The 25,086-nt window shown below is 60.8% G+C and carries 21 protein-coding genes and 2 pseudogenes; 13 read left to right on the top strand and 10 right to left on the bottom strand.

The window, feature by feature from the left end; translation table 11 throughout:
• A pseudogene (locus AB5Y76_RS13415) lies at positions 1-287 on the bottom strand (IS3 family transposase); the annotation flags it as partial.
• Between the two features lie 190 nt (positions 288-477).
• Between AB5Y76_RS13415 and AB5Y76_RS13410 the strand changes: the two are divergent.
• Positions 478-1,092: a trimeric intracellular cation channel family protein gene (locus AB5Y76_RS13410; protein ID WP_005338456.1), complete on the top strand. Its 615-nt coding sequence runs from the start codon at positions 478-480 to the stop codon at positions 1,090-1,092.
• A gap of 85 nt (positions 1,093-1,177) precedes the next feature.
• Here AB5Y76_RS13410 and AB5Y76_RS13405 read toward each other — a convergent pair whose 3' ends face one another.
• The 4 genes from AB5Y76_RS13405 to AB5Y76_RS13390 all read right to left on the bottom strand — a co-directional run bounded on the left by AB5Y76_RS13405 (position 1,178) and on the right by AB5Y76_RS13390 (position 4,528).
• Complete coding sequence (locus AB5Y76_RS13405; RefSeq protein ID WP_005338457.1) at positions 1,178-1,429, bottom strand: hypothetical protein; 252 nt, start codon at positions 1,427-1,429, stop codon at positions 1,178-1,180.
• A 47-nt stretch (positions 1,430-1,476) separates the two neighbouring features.
• Positions 1,477-2,022: a DUF882 domain-containing protein gene (locus tag AB5Y76_RS13400; protein ID WP_005338458.1), complete on the bottom strand. Its 546-nt coding sequence runs from the start codon at positions 2,020-2,022 to the stop codon at positions 1,477-1,479.
• A 164-nt stretch (positions 2,023-2,186) separates the two neighbouring features.
• A complete protein-coding gene (locus AB5Y76_RS13395; RefSeq protein WP_005358830.1) occupies positions 2,187-3,671 on the bottom strand; it encodes a murein L,D-transpeptidase in 1,485 nt (494 codons plus the stop codon).
• Between the two features lie 92 nt (positions 3,672-3,763).
• Positions 3,764-4,528 (bottom strand): ABC transporter substrate-binding protein, encoded by a 765-nt coding sequence (locus AB5Y76_RS13390; RefSeq protein WP_263717493.1) that lies wholly within the window; start codon positions 4,526-4,528, stop codon positions 3,764-3,766.
• 316 nt (positions 4,529-4,844) lie between these two features.
• On the opposite strand from AB5Y76_RS13390, the gene AB5Y76_RS13385 reads away from it, so the two are divergent.
• From AB5Y76_RS13385 to AB5Y76_RS13365, 5 genes are all read left to right on the top strand, one after another.
• Complete coding sequence (locus AB5Y76_RS13385; RefSeq protein WP_219296044.1) at positions 4,845-5,390, top strand: hypothetical protein; 546 nt, start codon at positions 4,845-4,847, stop codon at positions 5,388-5,390.
• A 55-nt stretch (positions 5,391-5,445) separates the two neighbouring features.
• Positions 5,446-6,465 carry a glycosyltransferase family 2 protein gene (locus AB5Y76_RS13380; RefSeq protein ID WP_139441816.1) on the top strand — a complete coding sequence of 340 codons (1,020 nt, stop codon included), beginning with the start codon at positions 5,446-5,448 and terminating at the stop codon, positions 6,463-6,465.
• Positions 6,462-6,833 (top strand): GtrA family protein, encoded by a 372-nt coding sequence (locus tag AB5Y76_RS13375; RefSeq protein WP_005338463.1) that lies wholly within the window; start codon positions 6,462-6,464, stop codon positions 6,831-6,833. The genes AB5Y76_RS13380 and AB5Y76_RS13375 overlap by 4 nt, the downstream gene beginning before the upstream one ends.
• Complete coding sequence (locus AB5Y76_RS13370; RefSeq protein WP_263717492.1) at positions 6,833-7,999, top strand: hypothetical protein; 1,167 nt, start codon at positions 6,833-6,835, stop codon at positions 7,997-7,999. Before AB5Y76_RS13375 ends, AB5Y76_RS13370 begins: the two co-directional genes overlap by 1 nt.
• A 227-nt stretch (positions 8,000-8,226) precedes the next feature.
• A complete protein-coding gene (locus tag AB5Y76_RS13365; RefSeq protein WP_263717491.1) occupies positions 8,227-10,338 on the top strand; it encodes an alpha-amylase in 2,112 nt (703 codons plus the stop codon).
• A 75-nt stretch (positions 10,339-10,413) separates the two neighbouring features.
• Here the strand turns inward: AB5Y76_RS13365 and AB5Y76_RS13360 are convergent.
• Positions 10,414-10,973, bottom strand: a pseudogene (locus AB5Y76_RS13360) (glutathione S-transferase).
• A gap of 171 nt (positions 10,974-11,144) precedes the next feature.
• Between AB5Y76_RS13360 and AB5Y76_RS13355 the strand changes: the two are divergent.
• The 4 genes from AB5Y76_RS13355 (at position 11,145) to AB5Y76_RS13340 (ending at position 14,718) form a co-directional block, all read left to right on the top strand.
• Complete coding sequence (locus tag AB5Y76_RS13355) at positions 11,145-11,789, top strand: response regulator transcription factor (RefSeq protein ID WP_005338467.1); 645 nt, start codon at positions 11,145-11,147, stop codon at positions 11,787-11,789.
• Positions 11,790-11,902: 113 nt separating this feature from the next.
• On the top strand, positions 11,903-12,499 hold the full coding sequence (locus AB5Y76_RS13350; RefSeq protein ID WP_040094358.1) for a TetR/AcrR family transcriptional regulator: 597 nt from the start codon (positions 11,903-11,905) through the stop codon (positions 12,497-12,499).
• An 82-nt stretch (positions 12,500-12,581) separates the two neighbouring features.
• Positions 12,582-13,460, top strand: a complete 879-nt coding sequence (locus AB5Y76_RS13345; protein ID WP_263717490.1) for an alpha/beta hydrolase — start codon at positions 12,582-12,584, stop codon at positions 13,458-13,460.
• Between the two features lie 112 nt (positions 13,461-13,572).
• The gene (locus AB5Y76_RS13340; protein ID WP_263717489.1) at positions 13,573-14,718 is read left to right on the top strand and encodes a patatin-like phospholipase family protein; all 1,146 of its coding nucleotides are present in this window, start codon (positions 13,573-13,575) and stop codon (positions 14,716-14,718) included.
• A 28-nt stretch (positions 14,719-14,746) separates the two neighbouring features.
• On the opposite strand, the gene AB5Y76_RS13335 is transcribed toward AB5Y76_RS13340, so the two are convergent.
• A complete protein-coding gene (locus AB5Y76_RS13335) occupies positions 14,747-16,699 on the bottom strand; it encodes a monovalent cation:proton antiporter family protein (protein WP_042055216.1) in 1,953 nt (650 codons plus the stop codon).
• A 118-nt stretch (positions 16,700-16,817) separates the two neighbouring features.
• On the opposite strand from AB5Y76_RS13335, the gene AB5Y76_RS13330 reads away from it, so the two are divergent.
• A complete protein-coding gene (locus AB5Y76_RS13330; protein WP_005347848.1) occupies positions 16,818-17,720 on the top strand; it encodes a GGDEF domain-containing protein in 903 nt (300 codons plus the stop codon).
• A gap of 89 nt (positions 17,721-17,809) precedes the next feature.
• On the opposite strand, the gene tilS is transcribed toward AB5Y76_RS13330, so the two are convergent.
• Positions 17,810-19,168 carry a tRNA lysidine(34) synthetase TilS gene (gene tilS, locus AB5Y76_RS13325; RefSeq protein WP_263717487.1) on the bottom strand — a complete coding sequence of 453 codons (1,359 nt, stop codon included), beginning with the start codon at positions 19,166-19,168 and terminating at the stop codon, positions 17,810-17,812.
• Positions 19,169-19,348: 180 nt separating this feature from the next.
• Here tilS and AB5Y76_RS13320 point away from each other — a divergent pair, with 180 nt between their 5' ends.
• Entirely contained in the window at positions 19,349-21,382 is a 2,034-nt protein-coding gene (locus tag AB5Y76_RS13320; protein WP_368177736.1) for a M13 family metallopeptidase, read from the top strand.
• Between the two features lie 58 nt (positions 21,383-21,440).
• Positions 21,441-21,884, top strand: a complete 444-nt coding sequence (locus AB5Y76_RS13315) for a PliI family lysozyme inhibitor of I-type lysozyme (protein ID WP_263717485.1) — start codon at positions 21,441-21,443, stop codon at positions 21,882-21,884.
• Between the two features lie 76 nt (positions 21,885-21,960).
• Here AB5Y76_RS13315 and pdxY read toward each other — a convergent pair whose 3' ends face one another.
• Together pdxY and AB5Y76_RS13305 are read right to left on the bottom strand one after the other, a co-directional pair.
• Complete coding sequence (gene pdxY, locus AB5Y76_RS13310; protein WP_263717484.1) at positions 21,961-22,821, bottom strand: pyridoxal kinase PdxY; 861 nt, start codon at positions 22,819-22,821, stop codon at positions 21,961-21,963.
• A gap of 93 nt (positions 22,822-22,914) precedes the next feature.
• On the bottom strand, positions 22,915-25,047 hold the full coding sequence (locus tag AB5Y76_RS13305) for a lysine decarboxylase CadA (protein WP_042079860.1): 2,133 nt from the start codon (positions 25,045-25,047) through the stop codon (positions 22,915-22,917).
• Positions 25,048-25,086 lie beyond the last annotated feature (39 nt).

Here is a 25,086-nt window from a genome sequence, read left to right as displayed (position 1 = left end):
TGACTCATCAGCGCCAGCTGCTGCTCGAGTTCCTTGATGCGCTGTTCGGGCGTCTGGTTGTCGGGGTCAGGCATGGTGATGCTCCTGCCGGCGCGCACAGAAGCCCCCTGGCTCCAATCTTGCCGACCATGTTTACGCAACCATACCAGAACGGTGGAGCGGCCCTGAATGCCATAACGCACCTGAGCCTGTTTGTAGGTGAGCTCGCCTTTTTCAATCTGCTCGACCAGTGCCAGTTTAAAAGTCAGCGAGTAATCGCGCTGTGTCCGTTTCACACCTTGTCCCATCGGGTTCTCCATTTATTGGGGGGAAAGGTGTAAACCATATTCAGGACGGGACAATTGATTAGAAAAAGGCACCCGAAACGGTGCCTTTTTCGCATTTAGCATGAATTAAATTAATGCATGCATTCGATAGCTTGTCCCATATGACACGAGTTGGTAGGATTCTGGCCTTTCTCGTTCCCTGGGATATCTCATGTTACATGCACTCTTCTTGGTGGGCCTGGTGGCCGAAGGGATGACCGGCGCGCTGGCCGCGGGTCGGCGACGGATGGATCTGTTTGGTGTAGTGATCATCGCCTCGGCGACGGCCATCGGTGGTGGCACCATTCGCGATGTGCTGCTGGGCCACTATCCGCTGCTCTGGATTGAACATCCGGAATACGTGCTGCTGGTTGCAGCAGCCGCGATGGCGGGTGTGGTCTCCGCCCCCCTGATGCGCTACCTCGGCAAGCTGTTCATGGCCCTTGATGCCCTGGGACTGGTGGTCTTCTCCATCTTCGGTGCGGCCCGGGCGCTGGATATGGGCCACGGCGCCGGTATTGCCTGCATCATGGCGGTGGTGACCGGAGTCTTTGGCGGGGTGCTGCGGGATCTGCTCTGCCAACGGATTCCACTGGTATTTCGTCGCGAGCTCTATGCAGCCATTTCGCTGATCACCGCAGCCCTCTACTGTCTGGCGCTGGATCAGGGCTTGCCGACCAACTGGGCCGCGTTCGGTTCCATCGGAATCGGCTTTGTGCTGCGGCTGCTGGCGGTACGCTTCAAGTGGGGTCTGCCCACTTTCAACTACCAGTACGCGACCCATTGAGTACGCCAGCTTCTGGCTAAGCGGGTTGGATTGCGAGCAACAAAAAAGCGCCCGAGTGGCGCTTTTTTCATGGACGTTCTGCGACTCAGTTAATCCCTTCCGAGCTGAAGAAGGTCGCCTTGTCGGCGATAAAGCGGATCTTGATGTTCTTCCCTTCCCCGCCCCAGAGGCAGCTGGTGGTGCCCAGCGCATCATCACAGCGCTCCGCCTTGCCCAGAATGGTACTGGCCTCGGCGTAACTCATCCCCATCTTCAACTGGTCGTAATTTTCACGGTTGAGCTTGCTACAACCGGTCAACAACAGGGCGATCAGGCCGCCAATCACTATCTTTTTCATCGCTATCTCCTCTCTGGTGGGAAGAGCTTGGCAGCTTGCCAACCCCTTTACCAGCTGCGCACCGGGCCGGTATCGAGGTGAACGAAGTTATCACGGGGATAGTAACCGACCCCACCCACCTTGAGCTGGAGCGCCGCCTTGCGCAGATGGGCCAGCTGTACGCCGGGGATCCGCACATCCACCGCCTGCCCCAGGGTGTGGTAGCTGTGTTTGGCCACGCCGCGGCTCTTGTGACGCTTCTGGCGATTGGTGGCCGGTGCGCGATAGCCGGAGATCAGCTGAATTTCGCTGCGCCGACCCAGCTTGTGCTGCAACAGGAACAGCTGATCAAACAGCTTCTTGTCGATGTTGAACACTTCGTTGCGCCGGTAATCACGGAAGATGTGGTTGAGCTCGGCCAACCCGTCGCTCAGATAGTGGCCATTTTCCCAATAGCTGGCGCGCACCCGCTCGCCGGTATTGAGATTGAAGAAACTGAGTTCACGCCCGGTGGTACTGCGGCTGGCCAGTGCAGGGAAGGAGATCAGCGAGCTGCCCAGCAGGCAACCGGCTCCCAGCAACAGGCGACGTCGACTTATCTCTTGTTCCAGCATAAGGGGTTCGTCCATCGCAGATTCAAGCGAAAATAGTTGAATAAGATCACTGACTGAATGTAATACAGGCGCTTGAAACTACCCTCCGGCGGGGGGCCCTGTCAAACCTCAATCACCCATAGAAAAGCCCGGCACAGGCCGGGCTTTTCACTCTGTGGCAGGGATCACAGCAGGCGGCTCTGGAAGCTGACCCGATCAAATCCGTAGATGTCGTTACGCAGTTGCTGGCGACCATTTTCGTCGATCCAGCTGCTCCAGTAGACGGTAAAGACCGGAATAGGCGTGGTGAGCGGCAACCATTTGGTCTGGCTCTCCTTGAGGATATTGGCCACCTTGTCCGGCTGATAGCGGGAGTCCGCCAGCAACAGTTCGGCCAGATCGTCGGCATGCTCCACCCGGATGCAGCCCGAACTGAAGGCGCGCGCCCCCTGCTCGAACAGCGCCTTGCGCGGAGTGGAGTGCAGATAGATGGCGTCATTGTTGGGCAGGTAGAACTTGTAGCGCCCCAGGGCATTGTGATCCCCCGGCTTTTGCCGCAGGCGATAGGGGAAACCGGCGGCCAGCGCCTGATGCCACCCCTCTTCGGTGAACTGGACCGGATTGCCCTCGCTGTCGATCACCTCGAACTGCTCACGACTCAGATAGGCGGGATCGCGACCCAGCTTGGGCAGGATGTCCTTGCTCAGGATGGAGCGCGGCACATGCCAGGAGGGATTGAGCACGATGGAGCGAATTTCGCTGGCCAGAATGGGAGTGGCGCGCTGCTCCTTGCCGACGATGACCCGGCTGGTAAACACCTCGTTGCCGGACTCCACCACGCTCAGACGGTAGTCGGGAATATTGACCAGCACGTAGCGGCCACCGGCGAGCTGATCCACCAGATCGCGACGCCACAGGTTACGCAGCAGCAGGCTGGCGCGCACTTGCGGGCCGGTATTGAGCCAGGAGCGGGTCTGACGGCCGATGATGCCGTCCGCGGTGAGACCGTGACGACGCTGGAACTGCTTGATGGCTTGCTCGGTATCACCATCGTAAATCTGATCACCATGGCTCGGGGCGCTGTCGCCCAGCTCGTTGAGCATGGCGCGGATCTGGCCAAGCTCGGCGGAGCTCTCTCCGGCACGCAGGGTTGGCATATCGAGGGTCGGCCACTTGCTGGCCATCGGCATCGCCAGCAGCTTGTGCACTTTGGCCCGCACCGCCTCGTATTCTGCCACCTGGGGGCGCAGGGATTTCACCTGGGTGAGCAGGTCATCATCGCTGGGTTGGGTCACTACAGGGCGGTTCAAATCGAGCTTGAGGGTCTTCATCTGCTCGCGCGAGACCAGATCCATCCCCCGCCAGGCGTGCTGGAAACGACTCAGCTTGGTAAAAATGTCGTCATAGATGGCGCCACGCTTGTCTGCAGGAGTGGCCTGCAGGCGCTTCCAAAGCGTGAAAAAATCGGGATGCAGCTGGGCCAGCACAGCCTCTTGCAACTGCTGTTCCAGCTCGACACGGGCCTGTTCGGCCTGACTGCCCTGATACCAGTCGTGTCCAGTTTCACTGGCCGCCACCACAACTTGTGCTTCGGTCGCATGTACCGCGCCAGCGGGCAAACATCCCAGCCACACCAGATTGGCAAGGGCCAGCCAATACTTCATCCCCATGGGTACCTCAAAACGGTTTGTTCACTCTGTCGGGCCTGACAAGCAGACCCGATGCTCAGGCCGCTCATGATGCGTGAACGGCCAATACTTTGCTAGCGCCCGGGGGCATAACGCTGCCAGATAATGTCATACGCATCTGTCTCCTTGAACCGCGCCAACGCCTGATTGAATTGTTGCAAGAACTGCGGCGAAAAGCTGCGCTTGCCCAACATAAAGAAGCTCGGCGATTCAGATACCACCATGGGGTGACTGGTGAACAGACCGCTCATCCCCTCCTTGTTAAGGGCGCTGGGGGTAGCCAACATGTCACCGAGGAAACCGTCGATCCGGCCGCGGGCCAGCTTCTCAAAATTTTGCTGGTCGCTCACCGCACTCACCTGTTTGGCATAGAGAGCGAGCAGCGACATCACTTCCTCACCATAGAAGTACTCTTTGGTGACGCCGAGGGAGTAACCACTGGCCAGCCAGCTCGTCAGATCCTGCTCGGGATAGTGGCTGCCCTTGTGGATCCACAGCAAGGTACGCCCCGGGTTGTAGGAGTCGGAAAACCAGGCATAACGAGCGCGCTCATCATTGATATTCGCCTCCATCGCCATGTCTATCTCGCCATATTCCATTTCGTGCAGTACCCGCTTCCAGGGCAGCTCCACATAGTTGACCTTGCAGTGCATGGAAGTGAGCACAGCCGTCAGCACCTCGGCGGCATAACCGCGCACCTCTTGCGGTGAGTCGGCCTCGTAATAATGGTAGGGGGGCCAGTTATCGTAACCGACCTGAATGGGCTCGGGACACAGGGCCCTGGCCAATGCCATTGGCGCCCATAATCCAAGCAACAGACAGCAAGAGAGCCACTTCATATGTCATCCTTGACGAATAAGTGAGTCATCATAAATCGCCCCCTGCAAAATGGCGATAGAGGCCAGATGACTATCGCATCCGCTAGAAAATGACGCAGCAAAGCGCTTCTATTTGCCAAATGCCCTGCCGGAGCGCCACTGGCAACCTGTGCCCCGCCAGGCCTGTTTAACCGGGAAACAGCAACGTTTGGAACAGGGGTAAAAAGGGGTTAATATGTGACCAAATATTTTTTTGTGATCCACTATGCTTTTTTTGCAATTGGATTAGCATATGCGCGACATCGGCCTACCCATTCTGTCAGGCATAGAGAGTGATATGACGTACAAAAAGTTCGGTTTTTTGACTGCCATTCTGGCGTTAAGCGGTTTTTATCTTTACACCCTCTATCTGGCTGCTCACCCCAACGTGAGCCTGGCCTACAAACTCTATTATCTGGAAGGCAAGACCCGCTTCTGGGAACACAACTCCAGCATGACCTATCAGCCTGGTAACGAGCTCAATCTGACCAAGCCGAGCCGCTTTCTCTCCAGCGAAGGCTGGGCCAAGAAGCCGAGCAATGAAGGTACCCTGCTCAGCGGTCAGGGAGGTCTCTACTTTGTGCTGCCCAAGCAGGCAGCCAATCCGGATCAGCTTACCGTACAGGCCCGCATCAACAGCCCGGAAGCCGGTGCACTGTTGAAAGTGGCGCTGGGTCACGACTTCACCACCACGGTGAAACTGGCCAAAGCGGGCATCAACGAAATCCGCCTCAGTCTGCCCGGCGACTCGCTCACGGCAGATCCCAAGCGCCCCAATTTTCTGGCGCTCTCGGCACCTACTCCCATCAATGTGCAGTCGGTACGTTTGACCGTAGCCCAGTGATCCTTGCCCCGAATACCATTTTATAAAAACAACTATCCCAAATAAGGACGTTCTTATGTCGCATCCAGATTTTCGACTCTCTCTGGTCGTTCCCGTTTACAACGAGGAAGAGAGCATCGATGCCTTCATCAACGCGATAGACAACGAACTGGCCCCGCTGAAAGACCAGCTTGAAATTGTATTCGTCAACGATGGCAGCCGTGACCGCACCCGTGAAGTGGTCGAGCAGGCCATCGCCCGTGACCCGCGCGTAACCTTGGTCAACCTGGCACGCAACTTCGGTAAAGAGGCGGCTCTGACCGCCGGTCTGCATCAAGCCAAAGGGGATGCCATCGTGCCGATGGACGTGGATCTGCAAGACCCGCCCGCCCTGATTCTGGAGTTCGTCAAACTGTGGCAGACCGGTGACTATGACACCGTCTACGGCATCCGCGTCGATCGCAGCGCAGATACCCCGATGAAGCGCCTGACTGCCGGTGGCTTCTACCGCTTCTTCAACGCCCTCTCCACCAGCACCAAGCTGCCGGAGAACGCCGGTGACTTCCGCCTGATCGACCGTCGCGTGGTCGAGGCGATCAAGCTGCTGCCAGAGCGCAACCGCTTCATGAAGGGTCTGTTTGCCTGGGCCGGTTTCCGTGCCGTTGGCGTCCCCTACGAGCGCCCGGCCCGTCACGCCGGTGAAACCAAATTCAACTACTGGAAACTGTGGAACTTCGCCCTCGACGGTCTGCTCAGCTTCTCCAGCTGGCCGCTGCGGGTCTGGAGCTATGTGGGTGTCGGCGTCTCCTTCGTCGCCTTCCTCTACATCCTAAAGATCGTGACCCAGGTGGTCTTCTTCGGCATCGACGTGCCCGGTTACGCCTCCCTGATGTCCGTAGTGCTGTTCCTCGGCGGTATCCAGCTGCTGTCGCTCGGCATCATCGGCGAGTACATCGGCCGCATGTTCGTGGAAGTGAAACAGCGCCCGGTCTACCTCATTGAAGGGGTCTATGGCCAGTATGCCAGGCAGGATGCGGCCAAACCGCAGAGCGCTGACAGCAACCCGCAAGAGCAGCAGGAGCAGGCGCCTCAATGATCTCCCGCGAGGAATTCTGGCGGCTGGTACGTTTCGGTTTTGTCGGCGGGGGGGCTACCCTCGTCGACCTTGGCACCTCCATCGCACTGTTTCATACCTGGCCCACCATCTCGGAGCACCTGGTTACCACGCTGGCTTTTGCCATCGCGTTCTGGTTCTCCTTCTTTGGTCACCGCTACATCACCTTCCAGAAGCAGGGAGCTGCCAGCAAGTTTCTGCTGGTCGCCCTCTTCTCGCTGGCGGTGCGTAACCTGATCCTGAGCGGCCTGCTGTTTGCGGGGCTCTCCGGTCTGCTGCCGGTGGTCATCGCCACCCTGACCGTTACCGTCCTCACTTACGTTCTCTCTCGCGTCTGGGTTTTTGCCTGATGAATGATATGACCAATACTGCCCCGCTAACCGGGGCTGCATTCCCCTATCGCCCGTCACTGCGCATCAGCGGCCGTGACTGGCTGATGATCATCGCCGCCTTCATGCTGAGCCGGGTGGCGCTGTATGGCATGGGTTACTTCGGTGTCCAGCTCTATGGCTCCCCCGACATCGGCCCGCTGCAGGCCTATTGTCAGTTCGACTGCGTCTGGTTCCAGCGCATTATCGAAAATGGATACGATCTCTACCCGCGCTGGCTGAGCAAGGGCAATGCGGCCAACTGGGCCTTTATGCCGCTCTACCCGATGGTCTCCGGTGCCATCTCCAACCTGTTCAATGTCGAGAGCCTGATCGGCCTCATCATTGTTACCAACCTCTCCTTCTTCGCCAGTTTGCCGCTGATGCTGCTGGTGTTGCGTCAGCTCAAGCTGGGGGACGATACCGCCCGCTTCGGCGTCTGGCTGCTCGCCTTTTCCCCCTTCTCAGCCTACTTCGTCTCCGGTTATACCGAGTCGACCTTTATGGCGCTGATGCTGGGGATGTTCCTGTTCGCCTATCGGGAGCAGTGGCTGATGGTGGCCGTGCTGGGGGTCTGTATCTCCGCTACCCGCAACCTGGGGGTGATGATGGTCTTCCCGGTGCTGATCCTGGCGCTACAGGCTTACGGCTGGCGGGAATTTTTCCGCTTCACCGAGCGCGCCTTCAAGGTGGTGTTCACCCTCTGGATGATCCCCTTTGGCCTGTTTGCCTACATGGTCTACCTCTATCACCTGACCGGCGATGCCTTTGCCTTCAAACACATTCAGGTGGCCTGGGGTCGCTATATGGACAGCCCGCTGGACTGGTGGCTGAGCGGTTTCGAGCTGGGCGGCCGCAAGGCTTACCTCTCTATCATGGTGATCTTCGGCTGGTGCCTGAACGGCTACCTGTTCAGCCAGAAACGCTGGGCGGAAGCGACCCTGATGTTCATCTGCTGCACCATTCCGCTGATGACCGGCCTCAACGCCATGCCACGCTACATGTTCGGGCTCTACCCGACCCTGCTGGCCATCATTCTGCTGACCCATCGCTGGCCCGCCATCCGCCCTGCTGTGCTCTGCATCAGCGGCATGGTGGCCTCCTTCATCGCGGTGGCCTTCGTCAACTTCAAGTTCTTCACCGTCTGATGTGACGACGATACCTGCAATGCCAAATGCCGGTCACCTGACCGGCATTTTTTATGGCCGCTATTTTTATCGACAGAGCGTCCCTCTCCTCTCCGTCACACTTTCCTCGGCTTGAAAACGTAACCATTTGAACTGATGTCACAAATCGGCATTTTGCCGATCCAAGGCGCGCTTTGCTGCTCCTAGAATGGGCCCTTGTCCGAACTGCCCTGCTCAAGGAATGGCTTATGCGTCGCGCTCATCACTTATCCCCTCTCTGGCTCGCCCTGCTGGCCGCCCCTCTGTTCATCCAACAGGCGATGGCCGCCCCCGGGGTTCGCCTCTATGTGGATGGTCAACCGGTCGCGACCCCGATCGTGCTGGACAAGGGCACGGTGGAGCTGACCCACACCCTTGCCAAGGGAAGCCACCAGATCCGCATCAGCGACGCAGACAACAGTTGCGGTACCAGCTTTGGCCCGAGCGAGAGCAAGCCGCTCCCCTTCGGCACCGCCCAACCCATGGACAAATGCAGCAAGGATCAAAGCTTTACCCTGCGGGTGATGCTGGCCGGGGAGTATCAGTTCACCTTCAACCCGGATACCCCCAGCCTCAAGGTGCTGCGGGCGACCAAAAAGAGCGAGTTCAAGCGCCAGCCGCCGACAAAGCCCTGCATCAGCTGGGATGGCGGCCCGGTCACGGTATCCCTGAAAGGGGTCTGGCCAGACGGTACCCGACTGAGGGATGCCTACTCAAAACAGGAGGCGGTGGTCAAACAGGGCAAACTGACCCTGACCCCGAGTAAAGAGAGCGGCGGCATGCTGCTGCTCGAGCCGGTCAAGGCAGCCAAGCCAGCACCGTTCAGCTGGGATCAGGCGAGCGTCTATTTCCTGCTGACCGATCGCTTCCACAACGGCGACCCCGCCAACGACCACAGCTTCGGCCGCCAGAAGGATGGGCAGGACGAGGTGGCCACCTGGCACGGCGGTGACTTCAAGGGGCTGACCGAGAAGCTCGACTACATCAAGAGCCTCGGCATGAACGCCATCTGGATCACCCCCATGGTGGAGCAGGTTCACGGCTTTATCGGCGGTGGCGAGCAGGGCAACTTCCCCTTCTACGCCTACCACGGCTACTGGGCGCTCGATTTCACCAAGATTGACCCCAACTACGGCGATGAAGAGAGCCTGAAAACCCTGGTGGATGAGGCCCACAAGCGCGGCATGCGGATCATCCTCGACGTGGTGATGAACCACGCCGGTTACGCCACACTCGCCGATCTGCAGGATCTGGGGCTCACCGAACTGACCCAGAACACAGCCAAGCTGCCGACCGTCTGGAACCAGTGGCTCCCGAGCGGCGGCCTTAACTGGCATGGCTACAACCAGTTCATCGACTATCAATCACCAGCGTGGAACAAGTGGTGGAGTGGTGACTGGGTGCGCGCCGGTCTGCCCGGCTACCCGCAGCCCGGCACCGACGATGTGACCGGTTCGGTGGCGGGGCTGCCGGACTTTCTCACCGAATCGACCAAACCGGTAGGGCTGCCGCCGTTGCTGGCCGCGAAAAAAGATACCCTCGCCAAGGCGCTGCCCGACGCTACCGTGAGTGACTATCTCATCGCCTGGCACACCGACTGGGTGCGCCGCTTTGGCATCGACGGCTTCCGCGCCGACACTGTCAAGCATCTGGAGCCCGAGGTGTGGGCCAAGCTCAAGCTGGCGGGCACCGCTGCGCTCAAGGAGTGGAAGACTGCCAACCCGGGCAAGGCCCTCGACGATCTGCCCTTCTACATGGTGGGCGAGGTGTGGGATCACGGGGTGGCCAAGGATTTCTGGTATCAGAACGGCTTCGACTCCCTGATCAACTTCGACTATCAGCGCGAGTTCGCCCTGTCACAGGCCCAGTGCATGGCCAGCGCCGAGCCCACCTATGCCAGCTACGCCAGCCGCATCAATCAGGATCCCGAGTTCAACGTGTTGAGCTACATCAGCTCCCACGACACCAAGCTGTTCTTCGGCGACTATCAGGACGTGCCGCTACAGCGCCGGGTCGCCAGCAGCTTCATGCTGCTGCCGGGCGGCATCCAGATCTACTACGGCGATGAGTCAGGCCGCGGGCTCGCCAAGGATGGCGGCGTGTTCGATCAGGCACTGCGCTCGGACATGAACTGGCAGGAGCTGGCCAGCGGAGACAAGGCTGAGCTGGTCAAGCACTGGCAGCAACTGGGCCAGTTCCGCGCAGCCCATCCGGCTATTGCAGCAGGCAGTCACCAGAAACTCTCGGATGCCCCCTACGCCTTCGTGCGGGAGAAGGGGGATGACAAGGTGGTGGTGGTCTTTGCCGGTCGGCAGAAGTAACTCTTGGGCCATATATACCAGCAACAGAGAGGGGAGCCACTGGCTCCCCTCTCTCGTTTATCTATCTGCCACGGTTCACTGTGACTGGCGCGCTGCCACCGGCCACTGCAGGCGCGCTTTGAGCAACATCTCTTGCCACAGGGGCCAGGCCAGCAGCGCCTGCTGATAGGCTCCGGCCTGACCGGGCAACAGGATGCCGTAGCTGGCCAGCCGATAGGCCATCACCGCATAGAAGGCATCGATAATGCCCGCCTCGCCAAAGTAGAAGGGGCCCCGCGCCTGCGACCAGATCTCCTGCAAGCGAGTCAGCTCACCGACCGCCTCCACCGGGGGATCGATACGGGTTGGCGCCCCAAGAAAGAAGGGGAGCAGAGAACGGATCTGCCGAAATCCCGCGTGCAACTCGGCGCAGAGGCTGCGAGCCAGTGCCCGCTCGGCCAGCGAAACGGGATAGAGCTGACGGTCGGGACAGAGCTCGTGAACATATTCGGCGATGGCCAGCGAGTCGTGAACCCGCACGCCATCGTGTTCGAGCCAGGGCACCAGACCGGCCGGAGCCAGCCGCTTGAGCCGCGCCAGCGACTTGGCATCGCCCAGGTGGAGCCGGTGCCCACCGCCAATACCAAGGATCCCATCTGCTGCCTCCTGCATGAGTTGCCTGCGACCGGCCTGTCTGCCCTTGATGGCAAAACATCCGATGGTCGCTTCACATTTGCGCACCGGCGGGTTTGACCCTCTTGGTGAGCGATGCTAGTTTGATTTTTCAAAACAATCAGTTAGCAACAATGTGAGCCATTAACCGAAATATGGACAGCCAATTTACCATCGTCATCGCAGATGACCACCCCCTGTTTCGGGGCGCCCTTTACCAAGCGGTGCACATGGCCATCAACGACGCTCAATTGCTGGAAGCGGACTCCATCGACAGCCTGACCAGCCTGCTCGGCGAGCACCCCGAAGTTGACCTGTTGCTGCTCGATCTCAAGATGCCGGGGGCCAATGGCTTCGAGGGGCTAGCCCACCTGCGCGGCCAGTATCCCGACCTGCCCATCGTGGTGGTCTCCGCCTCGGAAGATGCGGCCATCATCCAGCAGGTGCTGCGGCTCGGGGCGCTCGGCTTTATTCCCAAATCGGTGCCGATGAAGGAGCTGGTCAACGCCCTCAATACGGTGATCGGGGGGGATAACTGGGTGCCGGAAGGCATCTCGCTCCATCCTGAATCGGAAGATGGCCCCGATTTCGCCAGCAAGCTGGCCAGCCTCACCCCCCAGCAATACAAGGTGCTTATCATGCTGCGCGATGGCAGCCTGAACAAGCAGATCGCCTGGGAGCTCAACGTCTCCGAGGCCACCATCAAGGCCCATATCACCGCCATCTTCAGAAAACTGGGCGTCAAGAACCGAACTCAGGCGGTTATCGCCCTGCAACAGCTCGATATCAAGGAGAGCTGAGCCCCGAACGCGGCGACACAGGCCAGATGAGATAGCCAGCCATGCTGGCTATTTGTTGCTCGACAATTAGCACGATCGTACTTTATGCTGCCAGCGCCAATGAGGAGATAGTGATGAGCAAGGGGCGCCTGACCCGGGAAACCATTTTGCAGACTGCCTTTGAGCAGGCGAGCCAGCAAGGGCTGGAGAGCCTGACCATCGGCTCGCTGGCCAGCGCCTGCGAGATGTCGAAAAGCGGCCTGTTTGCCCACTTTCAATCCCGCGACAATCTGCAGATCGCCGTGCTGGAGTACGCCGCCGAGGTGTTCCGGCTGCGGGTGATCCAGCCGGTACGCCAGCAGGAGCACCAGAGCCAGCACGACAAGCTGATCGCCCTGCTGCGCGCCTGGCAGGCGTGGAACCACTGCTTCGCCGGACGCTGCATGTTCCTCGATGCCTGGACCTCGGTGCAGGATGGCCATGAGCAAAAGAGCCAGGTGCAGCAAGCCGCCCGTCAACTGGTGCGCTTCTGGCTCGACTATCTGGCCCGTCAGGTGGTGCAGGGTCAGGCCGCAGGCGAGTGGCGACAGGAGATGGATCCCTGGCGCGCCGTTTACCGCCTCTATGGCCTCTATCTGGCGGATCAGGTGTTCAACGATCTCGAACTGTGTCAGGATCCGGCCCGCCACTTCTGGCCCGAGGTGGACGCTCTGCTGAGCAGCTGGCGCTGATGTTTTGGCATCCGTTCAACACTAATTTTTAAAAACCAACAAAAAAGCACGACCGTTCGCACATAAAAACCACAGGATGACCATGAGCAGCAAGATCTACTTCAACACCCGCCGCTTCAGCCCGAGCAAATGGCTGCTGGGGATCGGCACCCGGTTGCACCACAGACTCGCCCCCACCCATGCCAAGCGCACCGCCAGCAAGTTGCTGCTCACCCCCCAGCGCAACCAGCGCGGTGGCCACGAACCTGTCGGTCTGGTGAAGCAGGCCGTCCATACCAGCGAAGGGGTATTGATGAGCTATCGGCTCGGTCAGGGACCGCTGTGGCTGCTGATGCACGGCTGGTCCGGCAGCGCCAGCCAGTTCTATCCGCTGATGAGCCATATCGCTGCGCAGGGTTTCACCGCCATTGCCTACGATCATCCGGCCCACGGCCAGAGCGCAGGCAACACAGGCCACCTGCCCCGCTTCGTACGCGCCTTCGACGAGCTGGCGACCAAGCTGGCCAGCGAAGTAGGCCCGCTGCACGGGGTCATCGCCCACAGCATGGGGGGCGCCGTCACTCTCTCCAGCCGTCAGGCGGGTATCGATACCCTGCCGCTGCTGTTGATTTCGCCGGTGCTCGACTATGTGCCCCAGCTCTACGGCATGGTGGCGCGCTCCGGCTACTCCATCCGGCTGTTCGATGCGGTGGTCAAGGAGATTGAGCAGGAGTACCAGCACCCCTTGAGCACGGTCGACCCGCTGGGTCGCCTCGCCAGTCGCAGCGGCGCGGCGATGATCGTGCACGACGAGGAGGACCGATTTGCCCCGCACGGCGATTCCTTGCGGGCCAGTCAGGATGGTCATACCCGGCTGGTGAGCACCCGGGGTCTGGGCCACGGTCGCATCCTCGCCAGCGCCCCGGTATTCGCCGCCTTCGATCAGCTGGCTCGGCCGGAAAATCCTCACCGCGCCCTTTGACATGGGGCCATGAAAAAAACGGGCGAGCGCCCGTTTTTATATTTGATACAGCGCCTTATAGTTAACTTGTCAGTGGGAACATTCTTGTCAGAACACGATAAGGCGCCAGCATATGGCCAGACCCAATACAGCGTTGTTGCTCACCGGTGGCGGTGCTCGCGCCGCCTATCAGGTCGGCGCCCTCAAGGCGATTGCGGAGCTCTACCCGCGCAATCTCGGCATCCCTTTTCCCATCCTGTGTGGCACCTCGGCGGGGGCCATCAATGTCACCGCGCTGGCCTGCTACGCCTCCTGCTTCCATCTGGGGGTGCGCAAGCTGGAGTGGGTCTGGCGCCGCTTCGAGACCCACCACATCTTCGATTTTCACCCCGGCCGACTGCTGTGGCGGCTGATGTACGAGGGGTCGGCGGGGCTGATCAATCCCCACACCAACCACGCCTTTCACCTCTTTGACAACGCGCCGCTGCACCGCCTGCTGGATCAACTCATCGACTATCACCGCATCGATGACAACATCCTCTACGGCAGTCTCGAGGCGCTGGCCATCACGGCGTCGGATTACGATGACGGCCTATCTACCACCTTCTTTCAGGGGCGGGCCGACCACCATCCTTGGGAGCGGGCCAGACGTCGCGGGGTGCGCACCGTGCTTACATCGGAGCACCTGCTCGCCTCCTCGGCGTTGCCCTTTGTCTTTCCGGCCACCCGGATCGGCGAGAAGTTCTACGGCGACGGTTCCATCCACCAGCTGAGCCCGCTCAGCCCCGCCATCCATCTGGGTGCGAAGCGGATCCTGCTGATCACCCTGGATCCGCCGGCGCACTCGGCACCGACCCATCATCACGGCCATCTCACCAGCTCCAATATCGCCAGCCATCTGCTCGATACGGTCTTTACTGACACCCTCAACTCCGATCTGGAGCGGCTGTGGCGCATCAACCAGACTCTGGATCTTATCCCGGAGCGGGAGCGCAACCGCCTCAAGCTGAAGCGGGTGGAGACCTGTGTGCTGAAACCGAGTCAGGATCTCGACACCATCGCACTGGCCTACCTGCGCAAACTGCCGCTAAAGTTGCGCCGCCTGTTGCGGGTGCTGGGCGTGAAGGGGGATGAGACCAGCAGTCTGGCCAGCTTTTTGATGTTCTATCCGGGTTACTGCCAGCAGCTGATCAAGCTGGGCTATCAGGACACCCTGAGGGAGCGAGAGCGGGTCGTCGCCTTCCTCGATATCGAAGGGCTGCCAAAAGAGCGGGAGTAAAGGGGGCTGCCGATGAGAGCAAGGGGACTCAGCGCCCCTCCAGCAAACGCTGCTCCGCCTGCTCCATCGCCACCACGGTACCAAACAGGATCAGCCGGTCACCGGCCGCCAGCACCAGCTCGGGTCTGGGCTCCAGGCTCTGATCCCCGCGCTGCACCTCCTTGATCCGCACCTCATCGAGCGGCAGCTCGCGCACTTCACGGCCTACCGCCCACGCCTGATCGTGCAGCAACAGCGGATGGAGGCGTTCAAGCAGCTGATCCGCCTCCAGATTGCTGGCACTCTGATCCCCCCAGTAGAAGCCGTGCAGGAAGCGATACTGACTGCTGCGCTCCAGCTCCATCCGGCGGATCACCCGACCGATAGGGATATCGCAATTGAGCAGCAGGTGGGAGACCAGCATCAGGGCCCCCTCCTGGGATTCAGGGATCACCTCAAACGCCCCCGCCTGCTTGTACTGCTCCAGAAAACTGTCATCCCGGGTACGCACCAGCACCTTGAGCTCCCCCGCCAGTTCGCGGATCAGTGCCAGCATCGCCTCCACCCGCTTGCGATCATCAAAGGTGATGATCACCAGCCGTGCCCGCAACAACCCGGCGGCCAGCAGAATATCGCGGCGGCTGGCGTCGCCGAAGGCCACCTGCTCCCCCGCCAGCTTGGCCTCGCTCACCCGCTCGGGGTCGAGGTCTAGGGCCAGAAAGGGGATCTCCTCGATCTTGAGAAAGCGGGCACAGGTCTGCCCCGCCCGGCCAAACCCGGCAATGATGACATGCTGGTTTTTGCTCAGGCCCGACTGGGCGACTTCGGAGCGGGTCAGCAGTGCCGGATCGGTGAGGCTGCGGGCCAGCGAATGGGCCTGGGTCACCAGCCAGGGGGTCATGGCGATGGAGATGATGCCGATGCCGATCAGCAGGGAGACCAGTTGTTGATCCAGCAAGCCGTGGTGCAGCGCCAGTGCCAGCAGCACGAAGCCGAACTCCCCCACCTGACTGAGCATTATGCCAGCGGCCATGCTGTCGCGCTTGCGCTCCCCCATCAGCCGCCCAGCCAGCAGCACCAGCAGGGATTTACAGAGCACCAGCAACACCACGCAGATCAGCACCTGCCACCAAGCCCGCGCCACCAGCTCCCACTCCATGGCCATGCCGATGGTGATAAAGAAGAGCCCCATCAGCACATCGCGAAAGGGCTTGATGTCTACCTCCAGCTGATGACGGTAGTGGGACTCCCCCAGCATCATCCCCGCCAGAAACGCCCCCAGCGCCATCGACAGCCCGAGCGAATGGGTCATGTAGGCAGCCAGCAGCGCCACCAGCAGGGCACTCAGTACAAACAGCTCGTCGGAGCGGGCCCGCGCCACCTCGTGAAACAGCAGCGGCAGCAACCACTTGCCCACCGCCAGCAGAGTGAAGAGGGCAAACAGCCCCTTGAGGGTGGCCCAGGCGATCTCGGCGGCCAGGGCGCTCCCCTGCACTTCCGGCTGGGCGAGGATCGGGATCATCACCAGCAGGGGCACCACCGCCAGATCCTGAAACAGCAGCACGCTCACCCCCAGCTGGGCCCGGCGGGTATGGAGCTGCTTCTGCTCGCCGAGCTGCTTGATCACCACAGCCGTTGAGGAGAGTGCCAACGTTCCCGCCACCACCAGCGACTGGGCCAGACCCAGCCCCCACCACCAGCCGATGGCGAAGAAAAGCAGTGACGTGAGCAGCACCTGCAACATCCCGACCCCCAACACCAATCGCCGCATCGCCAGCAATTTCGGCAGGGAGAACTCCAACCCCAGCGAGAACATCAGAAAGACGATCCCCAGCTCGGCAATGGTCTGCATGATCGACTGACCGGTGATCACCGCCAGCCCGTGGGGGCCGAGCAAGACGCCGGCAATCAGGTAGGCGAGGATCACCGGCAAGCCGAGGCGCCGGAAAGTTGCCACCAGCAGAACGGCGGCGAACAGCAGGATCAACAGGTCGGTGTACAAATTTTCCTCTCCTTTTATCGACTTAAGCTTAGTCAGTCGATCTGGCGGGCAGGAAAGATATATTGGGCATGCCAATTGCAGGGAGGAGACAGTAGTCAGGTGTTACAGGTGGAAGACCATGGAAAATACGTCGTCACTTAATGGCTTTAGCCATGGCATCGAGCAGTGGGTTCGCCAGATGGAGCGGCTCACGCCGTTGCCCAGCGTTGAACGCAACCAGTTGCTCGAGCAGTTGTTGGGGCAGAGCGATCTCGGCGGTCTGCTGACAACTTTTGCCGATCGTGCGGCAAGAATTGTCAGGATCCACGGTCTCTACCTCGATTGTGGCCAGCCCCATGTGCTGATCCAGCACCCGCCGCTGGCCACCCTCAACCTGCACAACTATCCGTTCGAGCTGCGCGGTCAGCATGGCCAGCTGCTCGGCCAGCTCCACTACGAGCTGGAACATCCGCTGAGCGGCAGCCAGCAACGGGTACTGATGCAATATCATCAGCTGCTCTGCCTGCTGCTGCCCCTCTATCTGCGGCTGGAAAAACTGGATCAGCTGGTCCGGCTCGATCACCTGACCGGCCTTGGCAACCGCTCCTACTTTGACGAGGCCATCGGCCGCGCCATCGAGCAGCACAGCCGCGAGCCCCACGGTCTGGTGCTGGTGCTGCTGGATCTCGATCGCTTCAAGCAGATCAATGATACCTGGGGTCATCCGGTGGGGGATCTGGTGCTGAGCCGCTTCGCCCAGCTGCTCAAGGGGTGCATCCGCAGCACGGATCAAGCCTTCCGGCTCGGGGGAGATGAATTTGCCCTGCTGCTGCAACCGGCCGAACCCGAGGCGTGGCGCCCGGTCTGGCTGCGACTGCAGCACATGTTGATGACCAACAAGGAGCTCAGCACCTTCTCGGTCGGATGCAGCCTTGGCGCCGCCAGCTGGCAATCCGGGGTCGATGTGCCGAGCCTCTACGAGGCGGCCGACAGTCACCTCTACGCCCGCAAAAAAGCCGGCAAGGCCAGCCCTAACGAATAATCGCGAACTCTTCTTTGCTCCGGCACATGCGCGCCATGTGACCGGAGCTTCTTTTTTTGGGGCTAATCCCCCCTCACACCGAGATCACCTCAGGCAAGATCCTGCTCGGGCAAAACCGGGGCGGCACCGCTTCCCTGCCAGTGACAGACCAGCCCGGCACTCTGTGCCATAAAACCGTCGCAGACAAAGAGTCCCACCACCGCCGCCACCTGCTCGCCATAGTAGAGGATGGGGATGCGCCCCCGCTGCCACGAAGGAACGCCGTACTCTTGCAGCAGCTTCTTCAAGCGGCGACTGCCACCACGTCCCACCGGCTTCAGCATGGCGCCCGGCACCACGCCAAAGCGCACCGACAGAGGCTCCTCCGGTCGGGGCAAACGCAGCAACCCCTCTCCAACTTCTTCCATACGTACCACCAGCTCGCCCAACCCGTCCGGCAGGCTCAGCGGCTCACCCACTGTCAGCGGCAACACCTGATGACAGGGTTGCAGGTCAGGGTTCACCAGATAGAGCCGCTCCTGAAAACGGCGGCAGCTCTGGCGCCCCCAGTTGAGCCGGGGATTGGCATCGCCGCGCGCCAGCGCGACCTCCTGCCACAACCGGGCAAGTTGCTCACGGGATGGCATCTCCCCCCCCTGACGGCGGATCCAGTAGCGCAGCAGGTTGTTGCGCCGGGTGGGTGAAAGGGCGTGCAGTGGGCCGATATGGAGCGCCTCCCCCTCGCCCGCCAGCTGCCAGTCGCTCTCGGCAAGCTCCTCCAACAGCGCCTCCTGCTCGGCACACAGGGCCATGCTGCGCGCCGCGGTCTGGGCCATGGCGGGCCAGCGCGCCTTGAGCTGGGGGATAAGCGTCTGGCGCAAAAAGTTGCGGTCATAGCTCACATCCAGATTGCTCTCATCCTCCACCCAGCCAAAGGGGAGGCTCGCTGCCGCCTCGGCCAGCTCGGCGCGACTCATATCGAGCAGCGGCCGCAGCAACAGGCCGCCAGCAAAGGGCTGGCTTGGCAAGATCCCCGCCAAGCCGCGCAGGCCGGCGCCGCGCTTGAGGGCCAGCAGCAGGGTCTCCAGCTGATCGTCCTGATGGTGGGCGGTGAGCAGCCACTCCCCCTCCGTCATGTGCGCCATCAGCTGCTGGTAGCGCGCGGTGCGGGCCTGCGCCTCCAGACTCTCGCCATTGTCGCGGATCAGGGTCACCCGCTCGACCAGCAGCTCCACCGCCAATTGCTGACACACGGCTTCACAATGAGCGACCCACTCATCGGCATGGGGACTGAGGCCGTGGTGCACGTGCAGGGCGCGAAGCGGCAGGCTGTGCTCGCGGGCATACTGCGCCGCCAGTACCAGCAGCAGGGTGGAGTCGAGGCCGCCACTGAAGGCCACCAGCAGACTGGTGGAACCTTCCGGCGCTGGCATAGTCAGACAAAAGCGAGAATAAAGATGAGAAATCATAGGCTTCCCCAAAACGGACCGGCCGATCTTAGCAGAGTCGGGCTTATCAAGCTGCAACCCTGCTGCTAGAGTGAGGCTCGCCCGCCCTCTCCACCGGGCTGGCCGCAAAGCGGTCGCACAACCGGTTGGAGCAAGGAAGATGGGCAGGGAAGCAAACAACCCGAATTGGAATCAAACAAGATGAACAATAAGAAAAGCTTACTGGCCGGCCTGATTGGACTGGCACTGCTGGCTGGCTGCAGTCAGGCACCGCAAGACTCCCCCAAACACTCCGGGCTGGCGCTGGCCAATATGGACACTCAGGTCAAACCCGGCGATGACTTCTTCCGCTACGTCAATGGCAAGTGGCTCGCCACCGCCAAGATCCCCGACGATCGCCCCGCCGATGGCGCCTTCTATATGCTGCGGGACAAATCCCTCGCTGATGTGCGGGTGCTGGTCGAGGGGCTGGCCAAGCAGGAGGCCGCCACCGGCACGCCGACCCAGCAGATCCGCGATCTCTACGCCAGCTATCTGGATCAGGCTAGCCGTGACGCCAAGGGGCTCACCCCGCTGGCACCGGCGCTGGCCGACATCGATCGGATCGGTGATCAGGCCGCGCTGGCCCGCGCCTTTGCCCAAAGTGGCCGCATGGGCGGCGGCGCGCCGTTCGGCATCTGGATCGACGCCGATGCCAAGTCCCCCGACCGCTATGCGGTCTACCTCTATCAAGGTGGACTGGGGCTGCCGGATCGGGACTACTACCTCAAGCAGGATACCGACAGTCAGGCCCTGCGCCAGAAGTACCAGCAGCATATCGCCGCCATGCTGAGCCGCCTCGGGGAATCTGACCCGAGTGGCAAGGCCAAGCGGATTCTGGCCCTCGAAACCCGGCTCGCCACCATCCAGTGGGACAACGTCGCCCTGCGGGATCGGGAGAAGAACTACAACAAGCGCCCCGCCAGCGAACTGGCACGGCTCGCCCCCCATCTCGACTGGCAGGCCTATCTGAACGCCGCGGGCATTGCTGGTCAGCCGGATCTCATCATCGGTCAGCCGACCTATCTGAGCGCGCTAGATCAGGTTATGGCCCAGACCCCCATCGCCGACTGGCAGGCCTACCTCAAGTGGCAACTGCTGACCGACTACGCCCCCTATCTCGACAGCGAGACCGACCGCGCCAACTTCGCCTTCTACGGCACCACCCTGAGCGGCACGCCCAAGCAGCGCGCCAGCTGGGAGCGGGCACTGGGGGTATTGGACGATCATCTGGGTGAAGCGGTCGGCCAGCTCTATGTGGCCCGCTACTTCCCGCCAGCGGCCAAGGAGCGGATGGAGCAGCTGGTGGAGAACCTGCGCACCGCCTACGGCCAGAGCATCAAGGAGCTCGACTGGATGTCGCCCGAGACCAAGGCGCAGGCACTCGAGAAACTGGCCAAGTTCCGCCCCAAGATCGGCTACCCCGACAAGTGGAAGGATTACAGCGCCATCACCATCAAACCGGATGATCTGGTGGGCAACCTGCAGCGCTCGCAAGCCTTTGAATACGCAGACAATCTGGCGCGCCTCGGCAAGCCGGTCGACCGGGACGAGTGGCACATGTCGCCGCAGACGGTGAACGCCTACTACAACCCGAGCAACAACGAGATCCTCTTCCCGGCGGCCATTTTGCAGCCCCCCTTCTTCGACATGACGGCGGATGATGCGGTCAACTACGGCGCCATCGGCGGGGTCATTGGCCACGAGATGGGCCACGGTTTTGATGATCAGGGGGCCAAATCCGACGGCGACGGCATGATGCGCGACTGGTGGACGCCGCAAGATCTCAAGGAGTTCCGCTTCCGCACCAGCCGTCTGGTGGCCCAGTACAACCGCTTCGAGCCCATCAACGGCCAGTTCGTCAACGGCCAGTTCACCCTGGGGGAGAACATCGGCGATCTCGGCGGCCTAACCATAGCCCACAAGGCCTATGAGCTGTCACTGGATGGCAAGGAGGCGCCGGTGCTGGATGGCTTCACCGGCGAACAGCGCTTCTTCCTCGGCTGGGCGCAGGTGTGGAAGGGGATGTATCGCCCCGAGCTGATGCAGATGCTGCTGCGCTCCGACCCCCACTCGCCGCCCGAGTACCGGGTCAACGGCGTGGTGCCGAACATTCCCGCCTTCTATGAGGCATTCAACATCCAGCCGGGTGACAAACTCTATCTACCGCCCCAGAAGCGGGTGAAGATCTGGTAGCAACATCACGGCGGGCTCCCCGGGAGCCCGCACTCAAGAGACAGCAAGAGGTTGCAAGATGAACAGAGCATTGATGATGGCAGGGCTGCTGACTCTGCCGCTGGCGGCACAAGCACAAGCCGAAGAGGGATTTAACAAGCAACTGACCCTCCCCTCCGGGCAGGTGATCCGGGTAGCGCAGGGGGTGGGTGAGCCCGCCTCCATCGGCAGCTATGACGTGCGCCTCTATTCGGGCCAGAACGCCCAGTTTCCACTGGATGAGTTTCAGGATGGCAAGGTGATGGCCCGTAACGGCTTTATCCGGGAGCTGAAACTGATCGATTTGAATGGCGACAAGCAGCCCGAGCTGGTGGTCATCATCGAGAGCGCTGGCAGCGGCAGCTATCAGGATGCCGATGCCTACACCGTCAGCCCGCAAGGGGAGCTGGAAATCTTCAATCAGGTCAAGGAGCTGGAGCCCAAAGAGGATGTGGTCAAGGCGCTCAAAAGCCCGCAGGACTAAGCCATCTCCCCGAATCTGAAATATAAAAAGCCCTGATGAACAGGGCTTTGTTGTTTTTGCTGTTGGCGCAAACAGCTCAGAGGCGGGTCGCCCGAATGGAGACCTGCGGCAGCGCCATCTCGTGCTGGGCCGCCACCAGTTGCAGCTCGTAAGCCCCCGCCAGCCAGGTCTGGGCCAGCACGGCATCAACGCTGGCGTTGGTAAGTTCGAACGCCGCGACCGGGGTACAACCGGCCAGCAGATTGGCCAGCATGGTGGCGCTCAGTAGATCCCCCACCCCGATGGGGTGGCGAGCAAAAGGGTAGAGCGGGCGGGAGAGGTGAAAGGTCCCCTCCTCGCACACCAGCAGCATCTCGAAGCGGTCCATGGCAAAGCCGGCCTTGCCCAGATGCTTGACCATCACCAGCTTGACCCCTTGCGCGCGCAGCTGCTGGCACGCCTCGATGGCCTCCGGCACATTGTGGATATCGCGGCCGGTGAGCTGTTCCAGCTCCAGCAGATTGGGGGCCAGCATATCGGCGCAGGCCAGTGCCCGGTTTTTCAGAAAATCGGCGACGCCGGGTGCCACTATGCACCCCTTGTCGGGGTGACCCATAACGGGGTCACAAAAGTAGAGGGCGGCCGGATTGAGCGCCTTGAGCCGAGCCACCGCCGCCAGGATCTCCTCCCCCTGTTCGGCCGAGCCGAGGTAGCCGCTCAGCAGCGCATCGCACTCGGCCAGCACACCGATCTCCGCCAGGCCGTTTACCAGCTGACGGATATGGCCGCCGGGCATCACCATCCCCTGCCAGCCTTCGCGGTATTGGGTGTGGTTGGAGAACTGCACCGTGTTCATCGGCCACACCTCGATCCCGAGGCGACGCATGGGAAAAACGGCGGCGCTGTTGCCGGCACAGCCAAAGACTACGTGGGATTGAATGGAGAGCACTCGCTTCATGGTTGGCGACTCACGCAATAAGAACAGGAATTCCGGAGGGAAAAACGGGCCTTGCGGCCCGTTGTTGTCACTTTCGATGGTTGTCGATATCGATTAACGCAGCACCTTGACGGTGTAGCTGCCATCGGCCTGACGATAGAGGCCGTGGATGTCGGTCTCGAAGCCCGGGTAGTGGGCACCGATCTCGCACAGCATCTCGAGGAACTCGAGCACCGGCAGAGAATCCTGGGTCACCATCTCGCCCGGCAGAACCAGCGGTACTCCCGGCGGGTACGGCAGGATCATGTTGGCGCTGATGCGGTCAACCATGTCACGCAACGGCACCTCTTCCAGATTGCCCGCCAGCTCTTGCTGCCATGCAGCGTGCGGGGTCATCTTCATCTCCGGCAGCACGTCGAACGCCTTGAACATCAGCTCCGGCAGACGGTATTTGCAGGTCAGATCGTGGATGCTCTGGGCCAACTCCTGAATGCGCATCCCTTCGTAGAAGCTCGGGTCTTCACGATAGAGGCTCGGCAGGATGTTCTTGATGGTCAGGTTCAGGTCATAACCACGCTTGAACTCGGTCAGGGCGCGCAGCAGTTGCATCGCCTTGGACTGATCGATGCCGATGGAGAAGAGGAACAGCATGTTGTAAGGGCCGGTCTTCTCGACCACGATGCCGCGCTCGTCCAGGAACTTGGAGACCAGAGAGGCAGGGATGCCCTTCTCCAGCAGCTGGCCGTCACGGCCCATACCCGGAGTCAGCAGGGTAACCTTGATCGGATCCAGGTACATGTGGTTGTCATCGATGTCCTTGAAGCCGTGCCAGTCATCTTTCGGATCCAGCTTCCAGCACTCGACGGTGTCGATGTTGTCCGGCTGCCATACGTCGAAGAACCAGCCTTCGCTCTGATCACGCAGACGCTTGATCTCTTTGCGGAAGGAGATGGCGCGATCGATGGAGTCCTTGATCAGACGCTTGCCGGTGTTGCCACGCATCATGGCAGCGGAGATCTCGGTCGATGCCACGATGCCGTACTGCGGCGAGGTGGAGGTGTGCATCATGAAGGCTTCGTTGAAGGTCTCCTCCTCCACGTCACCCTTGATGTGGATCATCGAGGCCTGGGAGAAGGCCGCCAGCAGCTTGTGGGTGGACTGGGTTTCGTAGAACACCTTGCCCGGCATCGCTTCGCCGCTCATGCCGCACTTGCCTTCATAGATCGGGCTGAAGTTGGTGTAAGGCACCCAGGCACTGTCGAAGTGGATGTAAGGGGTATCCAGACTCTCCTTGATGAAGCCGGTGTTGTAGAGCAGGCCATCATAGGTGGAGTTGGTGACAACGGCGTAACGGGGAGCCTGGGCACCCGGTGTCGCGGCGACCTTGGCAGCGATGGTGTCGCGGCTGAATTCGCTCTGCGGGATACCACCCAGAATGCCGTAGGCGTTGCGGGTCGGACGGAAGTAGATCGGGGTCACGTCGTTCATCATCATCAGGTGAGTGAGCGACTTGTGGCAGTTGCGGTCAACCAGCACTGTGCTGCCCGCCGGTGCGGAGAACATGCCGACGATCTTGTTGGCAGTGGAGGTGCCGTTGGTGACAATATAGGAACGATCAGCGTTGAAGGTACGGGCGATGTACTCTTCGGCTTCCTTGTGCGGACCCGAGTGATCCAGCAGGGAGCCCAGCTCCGGCATGGAGATGGAAACGTCAGCCTTGAACGCGTTCGGGCCGTAGAAGTCATAGAAGATGCTGCCGGCCGGGCTCATCTGGAAGGCGGTACCGCCCATGTGACCCGGAGTACAGAAGGTGTATTTACCCTCTTCCACGTACTTGAACAGCGCCTTGGTAAACGGCGGCAGGATGGCGTCCTGATACTCCTGAGTGGCTTGACCCATCTTGAGGGCGATGTCGTCAGCCATGCCGAGACGGTACTCGAAGAAGTGCACATTCAGACGCAGGTCGGTCAGGTGAATATCCAGGGTGGACTGGTCGTTGGCGAAGGCGAAGATCGGCAGCTTCTCATTGCGATCGTGGATCTCCTTGCACAGACCCAGGGAGTATTTGTCCCAGTCGAAGATGGCGCCGCAAACGCGGGGGTTCTTCTCGATCAGTTTCAGCAGGTCGGCGACGTCGACCGGATAAACAACCTCGAAACCCTTGCGCTCGAGGGAGGCTTGCAGCTGGCGAATGGGTTCTTCTTTAAAGAAAACGCCCAGGTGGTTGAGGATGGCAATGATATTCATCGTAATGCTCCACACGTAAAGGGGCGCTCTCCATCAGGG

Source organism: Aeromonas sp. R1-2 (assembly GCF_040908505.1).
In the GTDB taxonomy this organism is placed as follows: Bacteria; Pseudomonadota; Gammaproteobacteria; order Enterobacterales; family Aeromonadaceae; genus Aeromonas; species Aeromonas veronii.
This window is presented reverse-complemented; position numbering and strand designations above follow the sequence as displayed.